Here is a 21,899-nt window from a genome sequence, read left to right on the forward strand (position 1 = left end):
TGGATTTTACGACGTCCTGTGAATGAATAGCGAATCTGTTATTTTTTGCGAGGTTAAAGAAATGAATGAGGCCTTAATGCCAAGGGAAAAGCTCTTAAAATATGGAGTCGCCACACTGACAGATGCTGAACTTTTGGCCATTTTCTTGCGTACGGGGATTAAAGATTGTCCGGTGATGCAGCTATCGAAAAATGTGTTACAACATTTTGGGTCGTTGCGTGGGCTTATTAGCGCCAATCAAAAGCAGTTTTGTGCCATGAAAGGCATTGGCATTACGCAGTTTATTCAATTGCAAGCTTGCACGGAAATGACCCGTCGTTATTTATTGGCGGAACTCAAAGAAGGGTATTGTTTCAGTTCGTCAGAGACGGTGAAAATGTACTTACAAACAGAGTTGGAAAATACGGAACGAGAAATTTTCTTAGTGCTGTTCTTGGATAACCAGCATCGCTTGATTAAGCAGGAGCGCTTGTTTCTTGGCACAATTAATAAAGCGATGGTTTATCCGCGCGAAGTTATCAAAGAGGCGTTGGCTTGCAATGCGGCGGCGATTATTTTGGCACATAATCATCCTTCCGGCGTAGCGGAACCAAGCTTTTCCGACCGACAAATTACGGAGACTATCAAACAGGTGGCGGAGTTGGTGGAAATTCGAGTGCTGGATCATTTTGTGATTGGCAAAGGCGATTATTTTTCCTTTGCGGAACAAAATCTTCTCTAAAACTGACCGCACTTTTGGATAAATTTTAGTTTTAATGTCAGCAAATTCAGGATTTAGGCTTGAGAATGCAATATAAAGTGAGTATAATGCACGACCTTTAATATAGTATGCGGGTCGGGTTATACGACCTGACGAGGTCATTCAAAAAGCGATTTTTGAAATATTCCGAACCGTAAGCTCGAGCTTAAATTTCATTATTGGAGATTAATATGTCTAGAGTCTGTCAAGTAACAGGCAAGCGTCCGGCAGTGGGTAACAACCGCTCTCACGCAATGAACGCGACTCGTCGTCGTTTTCTTCCTAACCTTCACACTCACCGTTTTTGGGTTGAAAGTGAAAACCGTTTCGTAACATTACGCTTAACTGCAAAAGGTATGCGTATTATTGATAAAAAAGGCATTGATGCAGTTTTAGCTGAAATCCGTGCTCGTGGCGAGAAAATCTAAGGAGCTAACAAATGGCAGCAAAAGGTGCTCGTGAGAAAATCCGTTTAGTTTCTACCGCAGAAACCGGTCATTTCTACACAACTGACAAAAACAAACGTAATATGCCTGAAAAAATGGAAATCAAAAAATTTGATCCAGTTGTGCGTAAACACGTTATTTATAAAGAAGCAAAAATCAAATAATTTTGCACGAATTGAAAAACCCGACATTGTTCGGGTTTTTTTATATCCAGTGGCTATCGGAGAAAGAGAATGCCTGAACTACCTGAAGTTGAAACCGCACTACGTGGCGTAAGCCCTTATCTAAAAGATTACATGATTGAAAAAATCGAGGTACGTCAGCCGAAACTCCGCTGGGCAGTATCACCGGAATTAGCGACATTGCATCAAGTAAAAATTCTGGATCTTACCCGCCGCGCCAAATACCTTATCATTCATACCGAACAAGGTTATATCATCGGGCACTTAGGGATGTCAGGAACCGTAAGAATCGTACCGCATGACAGCCCGATTGATAAACACGATCACTTGGATATTGTGATGAATAATGGTCGATTATTGCGTTATAACGATCCGCGCCGTTTTGGGGCTTGGTTGTGGACGGAAAAATTAGATGAGTTTCATTTATTTTTGAAACTGGGGCTGGAACCACTATCAGAGGAATTTAACGCAGACTATCTTTTCAAAAAATCTCGCAAAAAAACGACCGCACTTAAGACCTTTTTAATGGATAATACTGTGGTGGTGGGCGTTGGCAACATTTATGCAAATGAAAGTTTGTTTTTATGCGGATTGCACCCATTAAAACTTGCCGCGAATCTCACCCGGAAACAGTGTGAACGTTTGGTTGAAACCATTAAATCCGTTCTTGCCAAAGCCATTGAACAAGGCGGAACGACACTCAAAGATTTCTTACAACCTGATGGCAGACCAGGTTATTTTGCGCAAGAATTATTGGTTTATGGCAACAAAGGCAAACCTTGTCCAACATGCGGTACAAAAATTGAAAGTTTAACCATCGGACAACGAAACAGCTTTTATTGCCCGATGTGTCAGAAGAAAGGGTAGGATTTATTGTGTGGGATGTGTTTGAAATAATTCATTTATCCAATTAGCAGCTTCTTTCATAGGAAAATCGTGGGTGTAATTATTTGAATCACTTTCTATTTTGCTCATAATCGTTTTATAAGAAATATTTGCATTACCTCTCGGTTGCCAGCGACAAAAATTAGCTATATTCCGTGCATAAAATGCTAAAAATTTTTTCTTTAGTGCAATTGCAAGATGAATTGTTCCGCTATCAACACCAATAATTAAATCCGCAGAAGAAACTAGTTGTATATATTCTTGAATTGTCGTTTTAGGAGATAATTTTATCTGAATTCCATCGTGGCATAACGTCATTAATTCTTTAAAATAAGTAGTGCTTTCTTTCGTATTTGTGAGTACAAAAAGTGTATTTCCTAATATTGCTGGAGAAAGCGAGTTTAATAATTCAGCAAACTCATTTATTGGGATTTTTCTTGTGCTACCTTCTGGTGCTAATAATATTCTTCGTTTATCTCCCCAAAGTACTTCAAATTTAATACTGTCTTGATTTTTTAGTGTATATTCGGCAGATTTTGGATCTAAATAAGAAGAAATGACAGAATGATTTAGATAATCCGCAATATGTGTAGTATTACTTTGTGGGCAGGCAAAATTATAGTTTTTGATAGTATTAAGATTATAATTTTTTTTATGTTTCTTATTGAAGACAATTATGTATTTGGGCGATAATAGTTTTTCCAAGGTAATGGATCTAGTTGTATAAGTCGGCTGAAAGTCAAGGTATAGATCCCATTTACGCCGTTGAATAATATAATTTAAAGGCTTATCCTCAAGAAAAACATTGACCAAATTGGAATGAGCAAAAATATCTCGATTTCTCTCAGTAACGATCACACCAATAATGAGTTCAGGATTGGCAAGTCTTAGCTGTTTCAAATGTGCCGTATGGGCAATAGCATCCCCAATAGCATCCCCAATTGGCTTTAATAAAACTGATTTAATGGCCATTAAATCTATTTTTTCTTCTTTTCGTTTTCCTGCTAATTTAGTAATAAGTTTTTTTAGTATTGACATAAAATTAATTTATTTTAACCATTCTATTTTAATTTCTTGTGGGCTTAGCTCGTTAATATTTTCTTTATAAAAAAGAATATGTGTTTCATTTTTACAGTTAGGATTCCAATGCTTAAATGCAATAATATCTTCTTTATAAATAGCAATGATTGGTTTATTAAGCCCTGATGCTATATGTACTGTTGAAGTATCTGTTGATATTAATTGAATTGAATTGCGAATTAATTCAATAGTATGAAAAATATTTTTTGTATCATGAACAAAGATATTGTTATATTCTTTAGATAAATTTTTTAATAAAGGTGTTACTTCTGGGTAACTTAATAGTACAAATTGCTTGCCTTTTGTGATTTCTGTCAGATACTTTAAGTAGTTTTTAATATTCTCACTATTTACTTTTTTAGCTTTATATGCCCCAAAGAAGTTTACAGAGATATAATCTCGAATATTATTTTTTTGTAAGAATCTTTGAATTTCAATTGCGCTATTTTTATCATAAGGAATATCGTAAGTAGTATCTATATCTGATATTCCTATTAATTCTAAGGATTTTTGATATACTCTAGAGAAATGCTCATCATTTTCTAAACTATGAGTGAAAATATTATAATTTGATTTTTTATAACCAATATAAATTTTTGCATTGATTAATCTCAGTAGGAGTAGGTCTCGATTTTTTATTGATAGAGTTGGATCAATGACGACATCATATTTATCTTTTGAAATAATTAAGCCAAATTTAATATAGTCTAAAATATTTCGTTTTTTTACTAGATAAAGTTGATCAATATAAGGGTTATTTTTAAACAAATATGCATCTTTTATTGTGCATACTACACCAATTTTAATGTTGGGATTAAATTTTTTTATTTCTCTAAATATAAAAGAGCTTACAATATAATCCCCAATTTTTCCATCTTGACGTAAGAAAATGATCTTTCTCGGTGTTTTAATATATAAAGTGGCATGTTTTTCTTTGTCTAAAATAAACTTCCCTATATATAAACGAATGATTCTAAATATATTCTTAAGTTTCATGTTGGGTCACTAAATATTCATGGTTGTTTAAAATAGAGTTAACTGAAAATATTACTTCTTTCAGCGTAGAATAAAAGTCTTGTACAAATAATATTAACTTTTTTTAGTATAAAATTTCAGTAAATATTTTCCTAGTAGACATGAAAAACCTCCTTTCTTACTATCCAATAATAAATAATTACCTATGTTGAAGATATTACAGTATTTAAGTTATCACCAAAGTATATCTCATATTATAATATATGAATTATTTTGCTTGGATTACTAATTATTTTATCAAATTATAGCTTATCATCTCTTATAATTAAAGATTTAGTTTTGCTATAAAAATTCCATCAAGTTGTTTATAGAATTTTTTCTTTTTATTAAGCAAACGGTTTTATTGCTCTTTTAAGTAAGACTCTTACGTAATTCTTCTAGATTTCTATTTTGGTTCTCTTTAGTAACTAAAAATAATACCTATATTAAAATCTACTATGCACTCAATTATATTTTCAACAAATTTTATGATGATGGAAAATATTTTTTAAATAAACATTACTAGCTCTATTTCTTTTACCTAGTAATACATTTAGCTATTATTTATAGGTATATCATTTAAGTATTTTATGGAATAATCTCATTAACTCTCTCGGAATAGACATGATGGCATGTCCTAATTTATAGTCTAATTTATTTATTTTATTTATTTTACAGCCGATTTCCTGTTGTTTTTTATCAATAAACTCTTTGTTTTCTTTAAATAGCTCATCAATAAAATTTGAAATAATGATTTGGTTGATTTTACTTTCTGGAATAAAATTAATTCCATAATCAAAGTCATTAATTAGTCCTTTATTATTTTGTCCTAAAATTCCTATATGTTGGATATAACTTTCATATAAGCAATATAATTTAATTCCCTCTTTTTTTAGTAAGGAAGACCACTCCCAGTCAAAATATTTAGTGTTGTCAGGTAAATTATTTATTATTTTTTCTACAATACTTCTAGATAATACTGTTCCTGCATTGCCAAGATGTAATTTTTCTCCGAATAATTCATTACTATTATTCTCGTTAATAAATGGATGCTTATTAGAATTATATAAAGATAAGACTCCATCAGTTTTTGGTAAATTCTCTAAAATAATTTCTAACCAATTAGGTCTATATATTAAATCTGAATCTGCATTAACTAGAATTTCATCACCTGTTTTCAGAAAGTCTTTATATATTTCAATAGAGTTTCTATCTGCACCTAAGTTATACTCTCTTATTATAATGCTTTTGGCAAAAGGAAATTTAATAGCCAGATATTCTTCAGATATTTCAGTGCTATGATCATCATATATTCTTACATTAATATTTTCTATATTAACAGACTCTTTTAGTGAGGCTAACATCTTGTCAATATAAGTTTGACGATTATATGTAGCAATTGCAAATGTAATTTTGGGCATATCTATTTTAGATTTTTATGAATAAAACTAACCCCCGCAATTGCGAGGGCTAAGATTCAGATTACTTCGTACCTGGAATTTTGAAACGGCTGTTAAAGCGTTCAACACGACCACCGGTATCAACAACACGTTGTTTACCTGTATAGAATGGGTGGCATTTACCGCACACATCAAGGTTGATGTCTTTGCCTAAGGTAGAACGAGTTTTGATCACGTTACCGCAAGAACAAGTTGCAGTAATTTCTTTATATTCAGGATGAATACCTTGTTTCATAGAAAACCTCAAATTTGAAGCCATGCCGCTATCAAGCCAATCGCAAAAGCAATCCCTGACACCGCATGAGATTAATATTACGCCATTATAAATGGCACGCTTGTGTGTAAGGACGCGAATTTTACAGAAAAAGAAAATGACATTCAACCCATCTGCCACTAAATAGACAATAATCCCCCAAAATGCTATATTCCGAGCCCATTTTAGTTCACTGAATTTCCATTCATGCCATTTGCCCGAATTGCACTTCCGGTGCCGCTATATCGCTATTTTGACTATGTCCTCCCTACATCGATGAAGGTAGTCGTTGGAGCGCGGGTGCTTGTGCCGTTTGGGGCGCAGAAACGGGTTGGCGTTGTAGTTGACGTTGTGGAACAGACCGACGTGCCTGAAGAACAGTTGAAGCCTGTGCTAGCCTGTCTGGATGATACTTCACTGTTTTCACCTGAAAGTTGGCAGTTCTTAAATTGGGCGGCAAATTATTATCATGCGCCTTTGGGCGAAGTGTTGTCACAAGCCTTGCCGGTGAAGTTGCGCCAAGGGGAAAGTGCGGTGGAAAAACAAAAAGTTTTTTGGAAACCGACCGCACTTGGCGAGCAAGCGTTGGCGCAAGGCTTACTAAAACGCTCGAAAAAACAACTTGAAGCATTGCAGGCGGCAAATGATGGGATGGAAAAAGGCAACAACCCATTTGGTAGCGGCATTTGGTCGGCGTTGAAAGCCAAAGAATACATTACCGAAATCGCTCAAGAACCGGAAATTCAAACCTGGCAACAACAATTAGCCGGTAAACCAATCGTCAATAAAGCTGATCGATTAACGCTTAACAAACAACAAGCGTTGGTGTTTAGCCAATTGAAATTTACTCAAGGGTTTGTCGCGTGGTTGTTGGACGGGGTGACAGGTTCAGGCAAAACAGAAATCTATCTGCAATTTATTGAAGAGATTTTAAATCAAGGTAAACAAGTGTTGGTCTTGGTGCCGGAAATCGGGCTGACGCCACAAACGGTAAGCCGTTTCCAAGCCCGTTTTAATGTGGTGATTGATGTGTTGCATTCCAATTTGAATGACACGCAACGATTGCACGTGTGGCAACGTGCGCGTAGTGGGCAAAGTGCGGTCATTATTGGCACGCGATCAGCGCTGTTTACGCAATTTGCCGATTTAGGCGCGATTATTATCGATGAAGAACATGACGCTTCTTTTAAGCAACAAGATGGTTGGCGTTATCATGCTCGGGATTTGGCGGTGGTGTATGCAAAACAACTGAATATTCCCGTTTTAATGGGGTCGGCAACGCCTTGTTTGGAAAGTCTGAATAATGTGCAGCAGGGAAAATATCAGCGTTTATGCCTATCAGAAAAAGCCAATCAGTCCACCGCACTTCAGCAACACATCATTGATTTAAAACATCAGTCAATGCGCAACGGTTTATCGGAAATCCTGATAAAACGCATGCAGGCGCATTTAGAAAAAGGCAACCAGGTGTTGCTGTTTTTGAATCGACGCGGTTTTGCGCCGGTGTTGTTGTGCCATGAATGTGGTTGGATGGCGGAATGTCGTCATTGCGATAAACCTTACACATATCACCAACAACACAATGTGTTGCGTTGTCATCATTGCAGTGCACAAAAGCCGATTCCGCGCCAATGCGGCAATTGCGGTTCTACCCAATTAATCACCACGGGCTTAGGTACGGAACAGCTAGAAGATACCTTAAAAGCAATTTTCCCAAATTACGGCATTGCTCGAATTGACCGTGACACGACGGCGCGCAAAGGCAAACTGGAAGGTTATTTAGCGGATATTCAACAGGGCAAAAGCCAAATTCTTATCGGCACCCAAATGTTGGCAAAAGGACATCATTTCCCGAATGTTACCTTAGTGGCGCTAGTCAATGTGGATAGTGCGTTGTTTTCATTGGATTTTCGTGCGGAAGAACGGCTGGCTCAACTTTATATGCAGGTGGCAGGCCGTGCGGGGCGCGGTGCGCAACAAGGCGAAGTGCTTTTACAAACCCATTATCCGGAACATCCTTTGTTACAAAGTCTGTTGCAACAAGGTTACAACCAATTTGCCCTCAATGCCCTCGCCTTGCGTAAAGCGATGGGGCTACCACCTTTCAGTTCGCAAGCCTTGTTCAAAGCGCAAAGCCGCCATAGCGAAGACGCAGAGCATTTGTTGGCGCAGTTTGCGGAATATTTACAGCAGGTGAAACGAGATATTGTCCCAGAATTACAAATATTAGGTCCAATGCCCGCGCCATTCAGTAAAAAAGCAGGGCAATATCGTTGGCAGTTATTATTGCTGCATCCTTCTCGTGCAACTTTGCATCAGGTCTTGACGGCATTTGGACGTGACCAAGGCGATCAAGCAACAAAAGTGCGGTGGATTTTAGATGTGGATCCGTTGGATTTAAGCTAGTTTCGGCTTTTTTGTAGTCAATAAAGCAATTTTTCAGTAGAATTAGCGGAATTTTTTATTGTCATATCGTTAATTATTATTCTAGTTAGATTAAACAGGTTTTATCGTGGCTCAACGTGATTACGCTGCCCGTAGCGGCGCAAAGAAAAAGAAGAAACAGCGCAAAAGTAATAAGTCGGTGTTGTTCATGCTCGCCATCATGATTGTGGCAGCATTTGCATTCGGGTTGTATTTGTTGAAGGAAAAAGCGCCGGAAAACATGATGCAACCACAAGAAACCGTCGAAAAAACACAACCGAAAAGTGTTTTACCGAATCGCCCGGAAGAAGTGTGGAGTTATATCAAGGCATTGGAAACACGCACGGTGCCGATTGATGATAATCCAAAATCCTTGGATAAAAATATGCGTTTAACAGAAGAACAACGCAAGATTTTGGCTGCGATGGAAGAAGAGCAAAAACAAGCTGAATTGGCAAAAACGAAAGCGGCAGAAGCCCAACAAACTGCACAAGCCGCTACGCAACAACCGGTTCAAGCGGCTACTACACAAGCAACGCAACAGCCTCAAGTACAATCGAAGCCGCAACCTCAAGTTGTAGAAGCGAAGAAAGCGACTGCAACAGCAACAAAAGAAGAGAAAAAAACTGAGCAAACAGTGAAGGCTGAATCTCAGAAAAAAACGGAAACTGCTCAACAAACAGCGACAAGCAGTAGTGGTGAGCGTAAATATGGCTTACAATGTGGTGCTTTTAAAAATAAAGCACAGGCAGAAGGTTTGCAGGCGCGTTTAAGCTTGCTTGGATTGCCGGCGAGAGTGAAAGAAAGCGCGGATTGGAATCGTGTTGTGGTTGGGCCGGCAGGGGATCGCAACGCCGCAGTGAAGATGCAGGAAAAAGCTAAGAGCGTAATTAACTGTGTTGTGATTGCCATGTAATGAATGAAACAACAAAAAAGTGCGGTGAAAAATCACCGCACTTTTTTATTTTTAACTTGCCAAAAAACAAAAAATCAATAAAATGAACGAACGTTCATTCAGTGGTAATGTATTGACTGTATGCAACCTACCCCATGTGCGAGGTGAAAATATTTTTCACCGCACTTCTTAACGATTTACTCAATGTTTACGAATGACTATGAATCAATCTGAAATGGATATGATTGAGCGGATTTTTTCTGCAACAGACAATTTGATGGCGGTGGAAGGCTTGCCGAATTTGTCCATGCATAAAATCGCAAAGGCTGCAAAAATTTCGCCGGGGACCATTTATATTTATTTTAAAAATAAAGAAGAATTGTTGGCCCAATTCGCTCGTCATATTTTCCTCTCGTTTCAACGTGCGATGGAAAAAGATCACGATGAAACGCAATCTTTTGCCGAGCAATACCGGAAAATGTGGTGGAATATTTGGACGTTTTTGCAAAGCGATCCAACGCTCATGAGTAATATGCACCAATACGAATCCTTGCCGGGATTTACTGATATTTGTCGGGAATGGGAGCAAGATAGCCTGTGGCATAAGTTTTGTAATAAAGCAAAAGAGGCGGGCGAAGTGGCAGATTTGCCAACCCATATTTTATTTGCCATCTCGTTGGAAAGCGCGATTAATATCGCCTTCAAATGCCAACATTTTATCAAAGAAGTTTCAACAGAAATGCTGGAGTCTGTGATTGAACGGACTTGGCGGGCTGTTAAAAATCAATAATCACTCAAGAGATATTACGGAGTTTGTATGACCGAAACCATCAAACCAAAGCGTTCGCATGCTTTTTTGCTAAAAATGACTTTGGGTATTTTTGTCCTCATTTTCATTGCAATGATTGTAATGAATTATATGAAATCAAAAGGCATTGCTGAGTATCTTGCTAATCAAGGTGAAAGGGCTGTTCCGGTAACGGCGATGACTATTTCTGCTCAACAATGGACGCCGGTGATTGAGACAACCGGTTTGGTTCGTCCAAATCAAGGGGCGATGCTGAGTGCACAAAGTGCGGGGACGATTTCAAAAGTGTTAGTCACTAACGGACAAAGCGTGAAAAAAGGCGATTTGTTGGTGGAATTAGACAGTTCGGTGGAACGTGCGAGCTTACAAGCGGCGGAAGCGCAAGTGATTTCTTTGCGTCAAACCTACCAACGCTATGCGAATTTGGCGAAGAGCGGTGGTGTTTCCCATCAAGAATTGGATAACGCAAAAGCCGCCTACGATGCGCAAGCGGCTAACGTGGAATCCTTAAAAGCGACTATTGCTCGTCGCCAAATTGTTGCCCCGTTTGATGGCAAAGCCGGTATCGTGAAAGTCAATGTAGGTCAGTATGTATCGAATGGCACAGAAATCGTGCGTGTGGAAGATCGCAGTTCCATGAAAGTGGATTTCTCCATTGCGCAGAATTTATTGGATGAATTGCGTATCGGTCAAAAAGTCACTGCTACGGCAGATGCGCGTTTAGGCGAAACCTTTGCTGCACGCGTCACGGCAATTGAGCCGGCAATTAATTCATCCACCGGTTTGATTGATGTGCAAGCGACCTTTGAGCCGGAAGATGGCGCAAAACTGTTATCCGGCATGTTCACCCGTTTAAACGTGGCATTGGCAACAGAATACGAGCAAATCGTGGTGCCGCAAGTGGCGGTGAGTTACAACATGTATGGCGAATCGCTTTATATTTTGACCGCACTTTCTGATGAGGAAAAAGAGAAATTTGCGAAACAGGGTGATGTAAACAAAATGTATCGTGCTAACCAAATCACCGTGTTTACAAAGGATCGCCAAGGTATCTATGCTCAGTTAAAAGGCGATGAAGTGAAAATCGGCGATAAAATTATTACCGGCGGTCAGCAAAATTTAAGTAACGGTGCGTTAGTGCTTGTGGCGGATAAAGAAGGCGTAGGCACCACACAACCTGCATCGAAAACCAATCTTTAATTAGGAAATACGAATGAAATTTACCGATATATTTATTCGTCGCCCGGTGCTTGCGGTTTCGATTAGTCTGTTAATCATTATTTTGGGATTACAGGCGATTTCCAAACTGGCAGTGCGTGAATATCCTAAAATGACAACCACGGTGATCACCGTGACAACGGCATATCCCGGCGCAGATGCGAACTTGATTCAGGCGTTTGTGACCTCGAAAATTGAAGAAGCGGTCGCGCAGGCGGATAACGTGGACTATATGTCTTCTTCCAGTAGACCGAGCAGTTCTTCGATCACGGTGAAAATGAAATTAAATACCGACCCGAATGCGGCGCTTGCCGATGTGTTGGCGAAGGTGAATTCCGTGCGTTCAGAGTTGCCAAGCGGGATTGAAGATCCGACGGTGACTTCTTCTACCGGTGGTTCGGGCATTATGTATATTAGTTTCCGTTCCAATAAGTTAGATGCCAGCCAAGTGACGGACTATATTCAACGTGTGGTGAAACCGCAGTTCTTTACCGTGGAAGGGGTTGCCAGCGTGGATATTTTTGGTGCATCTGAATATGCTCTGCGCATTTGGTTGGATCCACAAAAAATGGCGGCACAAAACCTTTCTGCCACGCAAGTGATGTCTGCCTTATCGGCAAACAACGTGCAAACGGCTGCGGGTAACGACAACGGTTTTTATGTGGTGTACAAAAATAAAGTGGATACCACCACAAAATCCGTTGATGAGTTAAGCAAACTGATTGTGTATTCCAATGGCGATAAACTTGTCCGTTTACGCGATATTGCAGATATTGAATTGAATAAATCCAGCGATAATGCCCGTGCGGTGGCAAATGGTTCTGATTCCGTGGTGTTGGCGGTGAACCCGACGTCTTCGGCGAACCCGTTAACGGTGGCGGAAAAAATCCTGCCGCTGTATGAAAGCATTAAAAATAATTTGCCGGATGCCATTCAAACAGACATTTTATATGACCGCACTGTTGCCATTAACAACTCCATTGAAGAAGTGGTAAAAACCATCATTGAAGCAACGCTTATCGTATTGGTGGTGATCACCATGTTTATTGGTTCCTTCCGTGCGATTTTGATTCCGGTTATTACCATTCCGATTTCCCTTATTGGGGTGATCATGATGCTACAAACCTTGGATTTCTCCATCAACTTGATGACATTGCTGGCTTTAATTTTAGCGATCGGTTTGGTGGTGGATGATGCCATTGTGGTGCTAGAAAACGTTGACCGTCATATTAAGCTGGGTGAAACGCCATTCCGTGCGGCAATTATCGGTACGCGCGAAATTGCGGTGCCGGTTATTTCCATGACGATTGCGTTGATTGCAGTATATTCCCCGATGGCGTTAATGGGTGGCATTACCGGAACATTGTTTAAAGAGTTCGCTTTAACCCTTGCCGGTGCGGTATTTATTTCCGGTATCGTGGCGTTGACGCTTTCTCCGATGATGACCAGTAAATTACTTAAAGATCATTCAGCACCAAGCAAATTGGAAGAGCGTGTTAACCGCACTTTAACCAAAGTGAACAACGCTTACGCTTATGTCTTGGATTTGGTGATGGCAAATCGTAAATGCATGGTATTTTTCGCCGCCATTATTTTTGCGACCTTGCCGATTATGTTCAAATCCCTTTCCAGTGAATTGACGCCGACGGAAGATAAAGGCGCATTCTTGGCGATTGGTTCGGCACCGTCCAATGTAAACGTAGATTATGTACAAGCGGCCATGGCACCGTATCAAAAAATCTTAACGGATACGGATGAAGTGCAATTTGCGATGACCATTTCCGGCGTGCCAAGCACCAACCAATCTTTGAACGTAGTGACGTTAAAAGACTGGAAAGATCGTTCCAGAAGTCAGGCACAGGTTTTGGCAGAATTGAACACCAAAGCCAAAGGTATTCCGGAAGTATCTGTTAGTGGTTTCGCTTTCCCTGAAATTGAGACCGGGGAGCAAGGACCTCCAATCGGCTTTGTGATCAGTACTTCTCAAGATTATTCGGATTTGGCGAATGTGGCAGGCAAATTCTTAGAAGCGATGCAGAAATCCGGCAAGTTCGTTTACTCAAGCTTAGACTTGAAATTCGACACGGCACAAATGCACATCAAAATTGACCGTGAAAAAGCGGGTACTTACGGCATTACGATGAAACAAATCAGTGCTACGCTGGGCAGCTTCTTATCTGCCGCTACCGTTGAACGTGTGGATATTGATGGTCGTGCTTATAAGATTATTTCCCAAGTAAAACGTGATAATCGCTTATCCCCGCAAAGCTGGAATAACTATTATGTGTCGGCTGCGAATGGTGAATCAGTTCCGTTAAGCAGTTTGATCAGCGTGTCATTAGAACCGCAACCAAGCTCTTTGCCGCGTTTCAGCCAGCTGAACTCAGCGGTGATCAGCGCGGTGCCGATGCCGGGTTCTTCCATTGGAGATGCGATTCAATGGCTTGAAGACAGTTCAAAAGAATTGTTACCACAAGGCTACAACTATGACTTCAAAGGCGAAGCCCGTCAGTTAGTACAAGAAGGTAATGCGTTAGCGGTCACATTCGTGTTGGCGGTCATTATTATTTTCTTGGTGTTGGCGATTCAGTTTGAGTCCATTCGTGACCCAATGGTGATCATGATTTCCGTACCGTTGGCGATCAGTGGGGCATTATTAGCTTTAAATACTCCAGGAGCTATTCAGGGGCTGTTAGGTATGTTAAGTCATGTTACAGGGATATCTTATTTTAGTGAGTTATCAGGAAAAATTTCCGGAGAAGGTTCCACTCTAAATATTTATTCCCAAGTTGGCTTAATTACATTAGTCGGATTAATCACTAAGCACGGTATTTTGATGTGCGAAGTGGCAAAAGAAGAGCAACTAAATCATGGTAAAAACCGTATTGAAGCTATCACTGAAGCAGCCAAAATACGTTTACGTCCAATTCTGATGACCACTGCGGCGATGATTGCCGGCTTGGTTCCATTGCTTTATGCGACCGGTGCCGGTGCAGTCTCCCGTTTCAGTATAGGGATTGTGATCGTTTCAGGCTTGGCGGTTGGTACGTTGTTTACCCTGTTCGTATTGCCGGTGATTTATTCTTACGTGGCAAGTGAACATAAACCGCTCCCGGAATTTGATGAAAATATCAAACCGATTGAAGGTGAGATTAATCACTAATTCACATCATCTGTAAAACAAACCGCACTGTTGAGCAATCAAAGTGCGGTTTCTTTTTGCGTTAAATCTTGCATGCGTTATATTTCAAAGAATATAGCAATGCAGTAAAATCTATCACCAAAATCCACCACACTTTAGGAAAATACAATGACTTTCTACGATATTGATTTTAACGCTCTCTACAAACAGCATCTTATTGCTTGCAACCATTACAATTTGCCATCTGAAAAATGGGACAAGAAAGCCGTCAAAATGGCGGAAAATCTGGTGGGGAAAGCCAGCCGTTATAACCAACAATTACTGGAAGCCATGCAGGTACAGCCTGACGAAAGCGTTCTCGATATCGGTTGTGGCCCGGGCACCTTTGCCATTCCTTTGGCACAGCAAGGCAGTCAGGTGTACGCCTTAGATTACAGCACAGGAATGTTGGATGTGTTGGCAGAATATAAACAAAAATTGCAACTGGAAAATTTAAATCTGATTCGTCGTTCTTGGTCGGAGAATTGGGACGATGTGCCGCAAGTGGATGTGATTTTGGCATCGCGTTCTACCTTAGTGGATGATTTAGACGACATGATCGAGAAACTTTGCGCTAAAGCGAAAAAACGGGTGTATCTCACTTCTGTAACGCAGCACCACTTCTTAGATGAAGGCGTATTTTCCGCCATCGGGCGTGATGATATTGGTTTCCCGACCTATATTTACCTGCTCAATCGGCTTTACCAAAAAGGCATTCAAGCCAACCTCAGTTTCATTGAAACGGAATCCGGCCGTTTTATGGGCGAAACCTATGAAGATTTGCTGAATTCGGTGGAATTTTCACTTGGTCCGTTGAACGACAAAGAGAAGCAAGGTTTATCCGCATTTTATCGTCAAAAACAACAGAACAACGAAGCCATCGAACACGGGCAACGCAAATGGGCGTTAATTTGGTGGAATGTGGCTTAAAAGTGCGGTGCAATTTTGAGGTGTTTTTTATACTTTAACAGGTTATTCGGCGAAGGGGATTTTTTCGCCTTCGCCTTGACGAATCAGGCTTTCAGGCGTAACATTGCGCGCGATTTAGTAACATGAGGACACACACTTTGGACAGTCACAGTCGATACCGAACGGAGTTTTCACTGTAACTATCGCCTTTCTCACTTATCGGCGATGGTTTCGTTGGTAAGTTTCTTTTACCTTTCTCTTTTTCGGCATCTTTTCGTCAAACGAAATTTGCAACATATTCTTTCATTACAGCTTTCTTTATTTGTCGTAAAAAAAACGCGTCTAAAAACGACCGCACTTTTGATCCTGATTGCCTGTAATATACCTTTCGTTTGTTACCGTTCACTGCCATGTGCATAGTCCAATACGGGAGTATGACAAAATGATAAATGCTTTTGCCCTTGAGGACGCTCGCTTGGTTCGTATTGATGAATCCGCCGAGCCGTTAAATACCGCGATTTGGCTTGATTTAATTGAACCAACCATTGAAGAACGTGAGACCTTGCAAGAAAATCTAGGGCAGAGTTTAGCCTCTTTCCTTGAGTTGGAAGACATCGAAGCATCCGCGCGTTTTTTTGAAGACGAAGACGGTTTACACTTGCACTCCTTCTTTTATTGTGAAGATGAAAATGACTATGCGGATTTAGCCAGCGTGGCGTTCACCATTCGTGATGGGCGTTTGTTTACCTTGCGTGACCGTGAATTACCGGCGTTCCGTTTATATCGTATGCGTTCTCGTAATCAGCGTTTAATCGAATGTAACTCCTATGAATTATTATTGGATTTATTTGAGACAAAAATCGAGCAACTGGCTGATGTGATTGAAAACGTGTATGCGGATTTGGAAAAATTAAGCCGCGTGGTGTTAAATGGAACCCAAGGAGAAGCTTTTGATGAAGCCTTGGCAACCTTAACAGAGCAAGAAGATACCAGTTCCAAAGTGCGTTTGTGTTTGATGGATACGCAACGCGCCCTTAGTTTCTTGGTGCGTAAAACCCGCTTGCCGGCTAATCAGTTAGAACAGGCACGTGAAATTTTACGAGACATTGAATCTTTGCAACCGCATAATGAATCCCTGTTCCAAAAAGTGAACTTCTTGCTTCAAGCTGCGATGGGTTTCATTAATATTGAGCAGAACCGTATTATCAAGATCTTCTCCGTTGTGTCGGTGATTTTCCTCCCTCCAACGTTGGTAGCGTCTAACTACGGCATGAACTTCAACGACATGCCGGAACTTGGGTTTAAATTCGGCTATCCGATGGCGTTGGGGTTAATGGCGTTGGCAGCGTTTGCACCCTATTGGTATTTCAAACGCAAAGGCTGGTTATAATTTTAAGGAAACAGCATGAATTCAATTCAATTTTTGATTGCGACTGTGATCAGCGTTTATAGCTTTATTTTAATCTTACGTGTTTGGTTCCAGCTGGCGCGCGTGGATTTTTATAATCCTTTATCACAAGCTTTAGTGAAAGCGACACAACCTGTTGTCGCGCCACTCAGTCAGTTCGCGCCAACAGTGAAAGGTGTGAATATTGCTGCATTATTGGCATGTTTGATTTTGGGATGGGTAAAATTTCCTTTATTAAACTTTTTTGGCACTATTGCAGGCGCTTCCTTATTTGAATATTCCGTGATTGGTGTATTAAGTGTGGTACACAGCATTGGTGAGGCTATTTTCTACGTGTTGTTAGTGGGGGCTATTTTAAGCTGGTTTAATCGGGCTGCAGGTCAAACACAATATTTGTTGTACCAATTAAATGAGCCTGTGCTTCGTCCCATCCGTAAAATTCTACCTAATACCGGTATGATTGATTTTTCACCAATGGTGGTAGTTTTTATCTTGTATTTACTCAATCGTGTACTCTACGACATCTTCGGTGGTCTTTGGGCTGTCGCAGCGTTTTAAGCTAATGGCATTTTAGGAATCTCAGTATGGCGGCAGTAGAACGAAGCGGCGATGATTTGCGCCTTAGAATCTTTTTACAACCCAAAGCCGCCAAAGATCAGATTGTCGGTTTGCATGATGATGAATTAAAAATCAGCATTACCGCACCTCCTGTAGATGGGCAAGCCAACGCCCATTTACTCAAATTCCTCAGTAAACTCTTTAAAGTGCCCAAAAGTAGCATTGTGTTGGAAAAAGGGGAGCTTAATCGACATAAACAGGTACTCATCCCTTGCCCTAAAACGATTCCGCCACAAATTGAAGCTTATTTAACCGTGTAAAAGTGCGGTCAAAATCCATATGTTTTTTACTGGACAAATATCAAAATAAGCGGAGAATGAGCAAGCAAATTGCAACTTATTCTTATTTCTCATTATGTTATTGTAAAGGAGACATTTATGAGCATCACTAAACAACAAGTATTAGATGCCTTCCATTTTCGCTGCGCAACGCGTTATTACGATCCTGCTCGTAAAATCAGCAAAGAAGATTTTGACTATATTTTAGAACTTGGTCGCTTATCGCCGAGTTCTGTCGGTTCTGAACCGTGGCAATTTTTAGTCATTCAGAACCCTGAGTTACGCCAAGCGTTAAAACCGGTGAGCTGGGGGATGGCAACACAGTTAGATGATGCCAGTCATGTGGTCGTCATTTTGGCAAATAAAAAAGCTCGTTACGATTCGGACGATTTTCGTCAGAATTTGTTGCGCCGTGGCCTAAATGAAGAGCAACTACAACAAGCTGTCGCAAAATACGAAACATTCCAAAAAAATGACATAAAAGTGTTGGAAAACGACCGCACTTTATTCGATTGGGCGAGCAAACAAACCTATATCGCTTTGGCTAATATGATGACGGGGGCTGCTTTAATCGGTATCGACAGTTGCCCGATTGAAGGTTTCAATTATGCGGAAGTCAACCGCATTTTGGCGCAAACCGGTGCGTATGATGCGGAAAAATATGCGGTGTCTGTGGCAGTCACTTTCGGCTATCGTGCTAAAGACATTCGTCCAAAATCCCGCAAGCCACTCAATGAGATTGTTCATTGGATCGAATAATTTTTTCTTAAATCCGCTCTTTGCTTTCATGGCTTAAAAGAGCGGATTTTTTATGTTTTGGAGACTAACATGTCACGATATTTATTTACGAAAGGCAGACCTCGTTCGTTGCTCTTTCCGATTTTTTTCTTTTCTTTGATTAATCTCATCGTATTTACGCTGTCTCGCCTCGGCTTATCTTTATGGCAACAGGAAAGGGTCAGTGCAGTCAACGGTTGGGGCGAATTGTTCTTGCAAGGCCTACGCATGGATGTGGTGTCTTTGTGTTATTTATTCGGCGTGCCGGCGTTATTGACCGTGTTGCTATATCATCAAAACGCGTTAGGGCGCATTTGGCAGCGTATTTTGCGTCTCTGGTTGACGGCCGGCAGTGTGTTTATCGTGTTTATGGAACTGGCCACACCGGCGTTTATTGAAACCTATGATTATCGTCCGAATCGTTTGTTCATCGAATATTTAATTTACCCGAAAGAAGTGTTCTCCATGTTGATGGAAGGGCATCTAAGTGCGGTCATTTTTAGCCTTGTTTTTACCCTTATTGCTGCAGTGGTGTATTGGAAACTGGCCGGTTGGGCGGTGCGCAATATCACGCCAATGCGTTGGACGTGGCGGCCTGTGGTCGCGTTGTTGGTGATTGCCTTGAGTTTTCTTGGTGCGCGTTCCAGTTTTCAACACCGCGGGATTAACCCGGCCATGGTGGCGTTTTCTTCTGATGCTATGGTGAATTCTTTGGTGCTGAACTCAGGCTATTCCGTGATTTATGCTGCACAACAATTTAAAGACGAAGGTACCTCTTCCGAAGCCTACGGCAAAATGGAGGTGGACGAAATGCTTTCCATTGTGAAAAACAGCGGAAGCCGTCCGGCAGAGGCTTATCTTTCCAAGGAAATTCCAACCTTGACTCATAACCAAGCCACTCACCAAGGCAAACCGAAAAATATCGTGATTGTATTGGAGGAAAGCCTCGGTGCGCAATTTATCGGTACGCTAGGCGGTTTGCCATTGTCGCCCGAATTTGACAAGTTGGCACAGCAAGGCTGGTTGTTTGATAATTTATATGCTACCGGTACCCGTTCCGTGCGTGGTATTGAAGCTGTTACCGCGGGTTTTACCCCGACACCGGCACGTGCAGTTGTGAAATTGAATAACAGTCAAAATGGTTTCTTTACCTTGGCACAAATCTTAAGCCAACGGGGGTATGATACGTCCTTTATTTACGGCGGGGAAAAGCATTTTGATAACATGGCGGGCTTTTTCTACGGTAATGGTTTTAAACGTATTATCGACCAAATGGATTATCAAAACCCAAGCTTCACCGGGACTTGGGGGGTGAGCGATGAAGACTTGTTCACCAAAGCCAATGAGACCTTTACCCAATTACACAAAGAAGGCAAACCGTTCTTTAGCCTCGTGTTCAGTTCCAGCAACCACGATCCGTTTGAATTCCCGGATGGCAAAATCGATCTGTACGAACAACCGAAAGCCACGCGCAACAACGCGGCAAAATATGCGGATTATGCGATTGGGCATTTCTTCAAACTTGCGAAAGCCTCCAATTATTGGCAAGACACGATTTTCTTAGTGATTGCCGACCACGACTCTCGTGTGGCCGGTGCCAGCTTGATGCCGATTAAGCATTTCCACATTCCGGCATTGATTTTGGGCGAAGGCATCGCACCGCGTCGCGATAACCGTTTGGTCAGCCAATTCGATATGCCGACCACGTTACTTTCTCTGGCTGGCATTAGTGGCGATTACCCGATGATCGGTTATGACCTCACCAAACCGAACGATCCAAACCGCGCTATTATGCAGTACGACCAAGTACAGGCTCTTATGCGCGGCAATGATGTGGTGATTCAATTCCCGAAAGTAGGTGCCAAAACTTATCGCTATGACAAAGTTAGCGAAACCTTAACGGAAGCGGAAGTGCCGCAAAGCATGGTCAAAGAAGCCTTGGCGCACGCGCTGTTGGGCAGCTATTTGTATAAGCACCGCTTATACACAACGCCGGAAATTAAACAGGCGGAAAGCAAGCGCTGATTTTAAGAGGAAAAGTGCGGTGGAAATTCACGATGGATTTTGACCGCACTTTTTTGTTTTCTGTCATCGCAGCTCACCTCCTCTTCCCATCACCTCTTTTTTCATAAAAATTTTTGTAAGAAATTGTCGACGAATTCCGTCTAATCGGCATGTAGGAAAGCGTTAGTTTTCTTACAGTTTTTCTTAATCAAAAAATTCAACATATCTCAATAGGATTAAAAGGAGTTTCTTATGAAAAAAATGACATCATTCGTAACATTAGCCGGTGTGCTTGGCATGGCAATGGCTTTTCAAGTTTCTGCTGAAATGAAAAGCATGCAACCAATGGAACAGCAAATGGAACATAAAATGGAAAGCATGGAAGATGCCAAGCCGATGATGGATAATAAAATGGATAAGATGAAAGAGGGAAAATCGATGAAACACGATATGAAGAAAAAGATGAAAGAAGGTAAAAAGATGATGGAAAATAACATGGAACAGGGTATGAAAGAAGCTGAAGCAATGAAGCCAAAAATGTAACTTTTAAATGATAAGGCTTGTGATAAACAAGCCTTTTTTACAAAGCATATCATTCATATCTATGAATTCTGCGGTATGGCTTTCTTTGTGAAAGAGGTAGGATTATGATGAATGCCTGCAAATACAGATAAAACGGATTTTCTTATGTCTTCAACGATGCCGTTGGCTTTTCAATTGATTTCATCTCAGCAAATACAAGAGATTCGGGAGCAAATGTTAAAATTTGCACTGCTGCAGTTGCGTGACAAGGATTTAGCGGAGGATGTGGTACAAGAAGCCCTGACAAAGGCGTATCAGCATGCCGCGTCATTTAAAGGTGTGGCAGCATTAAAAACGTGGTTTTTTGCCATTTTGAAAAATCAGATTATTGATTTGTTGAAGTATCGGCAGCGTGTGGTGACGGTTTCAGAGGTGAGCGATGACGATGACCCGAATGCGTTTTTTGATCAAGAAGGGCACTGGGATCGTAGTCGATTTTTACCCTCAACTTGGGAAGAACCTCAAGAACAGGCATATAAAAAAGAGTTTTGGATTATTTTTGAAGCATGCCTGGATCATCTGCCGGCACAGCAAGCGCGTGTTTTTATGATGCGAGAATATTTTGATATGCAAAGTGAACAAATTTGCCAAGAATGTGATTTATCCATCTCTAATTTGCACGTGTTGCTATACCGCGCCCGCTTACAATTACAAGCATGCTTGTCCCGCCATTGGTTTGATCATACGGATAACGCCGGAGAGAAATGATGAAATGTAATCAAGTCACCAAATTTATCT

21 protein-coding genes are annotated in these 21,899 nt (G+C 40.8%); 17 read left to right on the forward strand and 4 right to left on the reverse strand.

The genetic code is table 11. From position 1 onward, the window contains the following. The first annotated feature begins 61 nt into the window (after nucleotides 1-61). The 4 genes from radC (at nucleotide 62) to mutM (ending at nucleotide 2,234) form a co-directional block, all read left to right on the forward strand. Complete coding sequence (gene radC, locus DK415_RS04460) at nucleotides 62-721, forward strand: RadC family protein (protein WP_109432629.1); 660 nt, start codon at nucleotides 62-64, stop codon at nucleotides 719-721. A gap of 209 nt (nucleotides 722-930) precedes the next feature. Next, complete coding sequence (gene rpmB / locus DK415_RS04465) at nucleotides 931-1,167, forward strand: 50S ribosomal protein L28 (protein ID WP_005542826.1); 237 nt, start codon at nucleotides 931-933, stop codon at nucleotides 1,165-1,167. 11 nt (nucleotides 1,168-1,178) lie between these two features. Next, nucleotides 1,179-1,349, forward strand: coding sequence for a 50S ribosomal protein L33 (rpmG, locus tag DK415_RS04470; RefSeq protein ID WP_005613503.1), 171 nt, complete (start codon nucleotides 1,179-1,181; stop codon nucleotides 1,347-1,349). Nucleotides 1,350-1,418: 69 nt separating this feature from the next. Beyond that, the gene (mutM, locus tag DK415_RS04475) at nucleotides 1,419-2,234 is read left to right on the forward strand and encodes a bifunctional DNA-formamidopyrimidine glycosylase/DNA-(apurinic or apyrimidinic site) lyase (protein WP_109432630.1); all 816 of its coding nucleotides are present in this window, start codon (nucleotides 1,419-1,421) and stop codon (nucleotides 2,232-2,234) included. 3 nt (nucleotides 2,235-2,237) lie between these two features. On the opposite strand, the gene DK415_RS04480 is transcribed toward mutM, so the two are convergent. The 4 genes from DK415_RS04480 to rpmE form a co-directional block, all read right to left on the reverse strand. Beyond that, nucleotides 2,238-3,290 (reverse strand): glycosyltransferase family 9 protein, encoded by a 1,053-nt coding sequence (locus DK415_RS04480; RefSeq protein ID WP_109432631.1) that lies wholly within the window; start codon nucleotides 3,288-3,290, stop codon nucleotides 2,238-2,240. A gap of 9 nt (nucleotides 3,291-3,299) precedes the next feature. Beyond that, a complete protein-coding gene (locus DK415_RS04485) occupies nucleotides 3,300-4,328 on the reverse strand; it encodes a glycosyltransferase family 9 protein (protein ID WP_109432632.1) in 1,029 nt (342 codons plus the stop codon). 593 nt (nucleotides 4,329-4,921) lie between these two features. After that, nucleotides 4,922-5,767, reverse strand: a complete 846-nt coding sequence (locus DK415_RS04490; protein ID WP_109432633.1) for a glycosyltransferase family 2 protein — start codon at nucleotides 5,765-5,767, stop codon at nucleotides 4,922-4,924. 61 nt (nucleotides 5,768-5,828) lie between these two features. Then, on the reverse strand, nucleotides 5,829-6,041 hold the full coding sequence (rpmE, locus tag DK415_RS04495) for a 50S ribosomal protein L31 (RefSeq protein ID WP_006716752.1): 213 nt from the start codon (nucleotides 6,039-6,041) through the stop codon (nucleotides 5,829-5,831). A 225-nt stretch (nucleotides 6,042-6,266) separates the two neighbouring features. Here rpmE and priA point away from each other — a divergent pair, with 225 nt between their 5' ends. The 13 genes from priA to DK415_RS04560 all read left to right on the forward strand — a co-directional run bounded on the left by priA (nucleotide 6,267) and on the right by DK415_RS04560 (nucleotide 21,869). Beyond that, nucleotides 6,267-8,465: a primosomal protein N' gene (gene priA, locus DK415_RS04500; protein ID WP_109432634.1), complete on the forward strand. Its 2,199-nt coding sequence runs from the start codon at nucleotides 6,267-6,269 to the stop codon at nucleotides 8,463-8,465. Between the two features lie 106 nt (nucleotides 8,466-8,571). After that, complete coding sequence (ftsN, locus tag DK415_RS04505; protein WP_109432635.1) at nucleotides 8,572-9,399, forward strand: cell division protein FtsN; 828 nt, start codon at nucleotides 8,572-8,574, stop codon at nucleotides 9,397-9,399. Nucleotides 9,400-9,598: 199 nt separating this feature from the next. Then, the gene (locus DK415_RS04510; RefSeq protein ID WP_109432636.1) at nucleotides 9,599-10,168 is read left to right on the forward strand and encodes a TetR/AcrR family transcriptional regulator; all 570 of its coding nucleotides are present in this window, start codon (nucleotides 9,599-9,601) and stop codon (nucleotides 10,166-10,168) included. Between the two features lie 27 nt (nucleotides 10,169-10,195). Further along, nucleotides 10,196-11,386 (forward strand): multidrug efflux RND transporter periplasmic adaptor subunit AcrA, encoded by a 1,191-nt coding sequence (gene acrA, locus DK415_RS04515; RefSeq protein WP_109432637.1) that lies wholly within the window; start codon nucleotides 10,196-10,198, stop codon nucleotides 11,384-11,386. Nucleotides 11,387-11,399: 13 nt separating this feature from the next. Next, a complete protein-coding gene (acrB, locus tag DK415_RS04520) occupies nucleotides 11,400-14,567 on the forward strand; it encodes a multidrug efflux RND transporter permease subunit AcrB (protein ID WP_109432638.1) in 3,168 nt (1,055 codons plus the stop codon). Between the two features lie 147 nt (nucleotides 14,568-14,714). Beyond that, nucleotides 14,715-15,515: a class I SAM-dependent methyltransferase gene (locus DK415_RS04525; protein ID WP_109432639.1), complete on the forward strand. Its 801-nt coding sequence runs from the start codon at nucleotides 14,715-14,717 to the stop codon at nucleotides 15,513-15,515. Nucleotides 15,516-15,936: 421 nt separating this feature from the next. Then, nucleotides 15,937-16,884 carry a magnesium/cobalt transporter CorA gene (corA, locus tag DK415_RS04530; RefSeq protein ID WP_109432640.1) on the forward strand — a complete coding sequence of 316 codons (948 nt, stop codon included), beginning with the start codon at nucleotides 15,937-15,939 and terminating at the stop codon, nucleotides 16,882-16,884. Nucleotides 16,885-16,899: 15 nt separating this feature from the next. Beyond that, complete coding sequence (locus DK415_RS04535; protein WP_109432641.1) at nucleotides 16,900-17,460, forward strand: YggT family protein; 561 nt, start codon at nucleotides 16,900-16,902, stop codon at nucleotides 17,458-17,460. Nucleotides 17,461-17,486: 26 nt separating this feature from the next. Continuing rightward, entirely contained in the window at nucleotides 17,487-17,780 is a 294-nt protein-coding gene (gene yggU, locus DK415_RS04540; protein WP_109432642.1) for a DUF167 family protein YggU, read from the forward strand. A 117-nt stretch (nucleotides 17,781-17,897) separates the two neighbouring features. Continuing rightward, the gene (locus DK415_RS04545) at nucleotides 17,898-18,557 is read left to right on the forward strand and encodes an NAD(P)H-dependent oxidoreductase (protein ID WP_109432643.1); all 660 of its coding nucleotides are present in this window, start codon (nucleotides 17,898-17,900) and stop codon (nucleotides 18,555-18,557) included. A 69-nt stretch (nucleotides 18,558-18,626) separates the two neighbouring features. After that, complete coding sequence (locus DK415_RS04550; RefSeq protein WP_109432644.1) at nucleotides 18,627-20,600, forward strand: LTA synthase family protein; 1,974 nt, start codon at nucleotides 18,627-18,629, stop codon at nucleotides 20,598-20,600. Nucleotides 20,601-20,831: 231 nt separating this feature from the next. Continuing rightward, a complete protein-coding gene (locus DK415_RS04555) occupies nucleotides 20,832-21,122 on the forward strand; it encodes a hypothetical protein (protein WP_109432645.1) in 291 nt (96 codons plus the stop codon). 156 nt (nucleotides 21,123-21,278) lie between these two features. Next, entirely contained in the window at nucleotides 21,279-21,869 is a 591-nt protein-coding gene (locus DK415_RS04560; protein ID WP_109432774.1) for a sigma-70 family RNA polymerase sigma factor, read from the forward strand. The last annotated feature ends 30 nt before the right edge of the window (nucleotides 21,870-21,899 follow it).

It is taken from the genome of Aggregatibacter segnis (assembly GCF_003130075.1).
GTDB classification, from domain to species: domain Bacteria; phylum Pseudomonadota; class Gammaproteobacteria; order Enterobacterales; family Pasteurellaceae; genus Aggregatibacter; species Aggregatibacter segnis_A.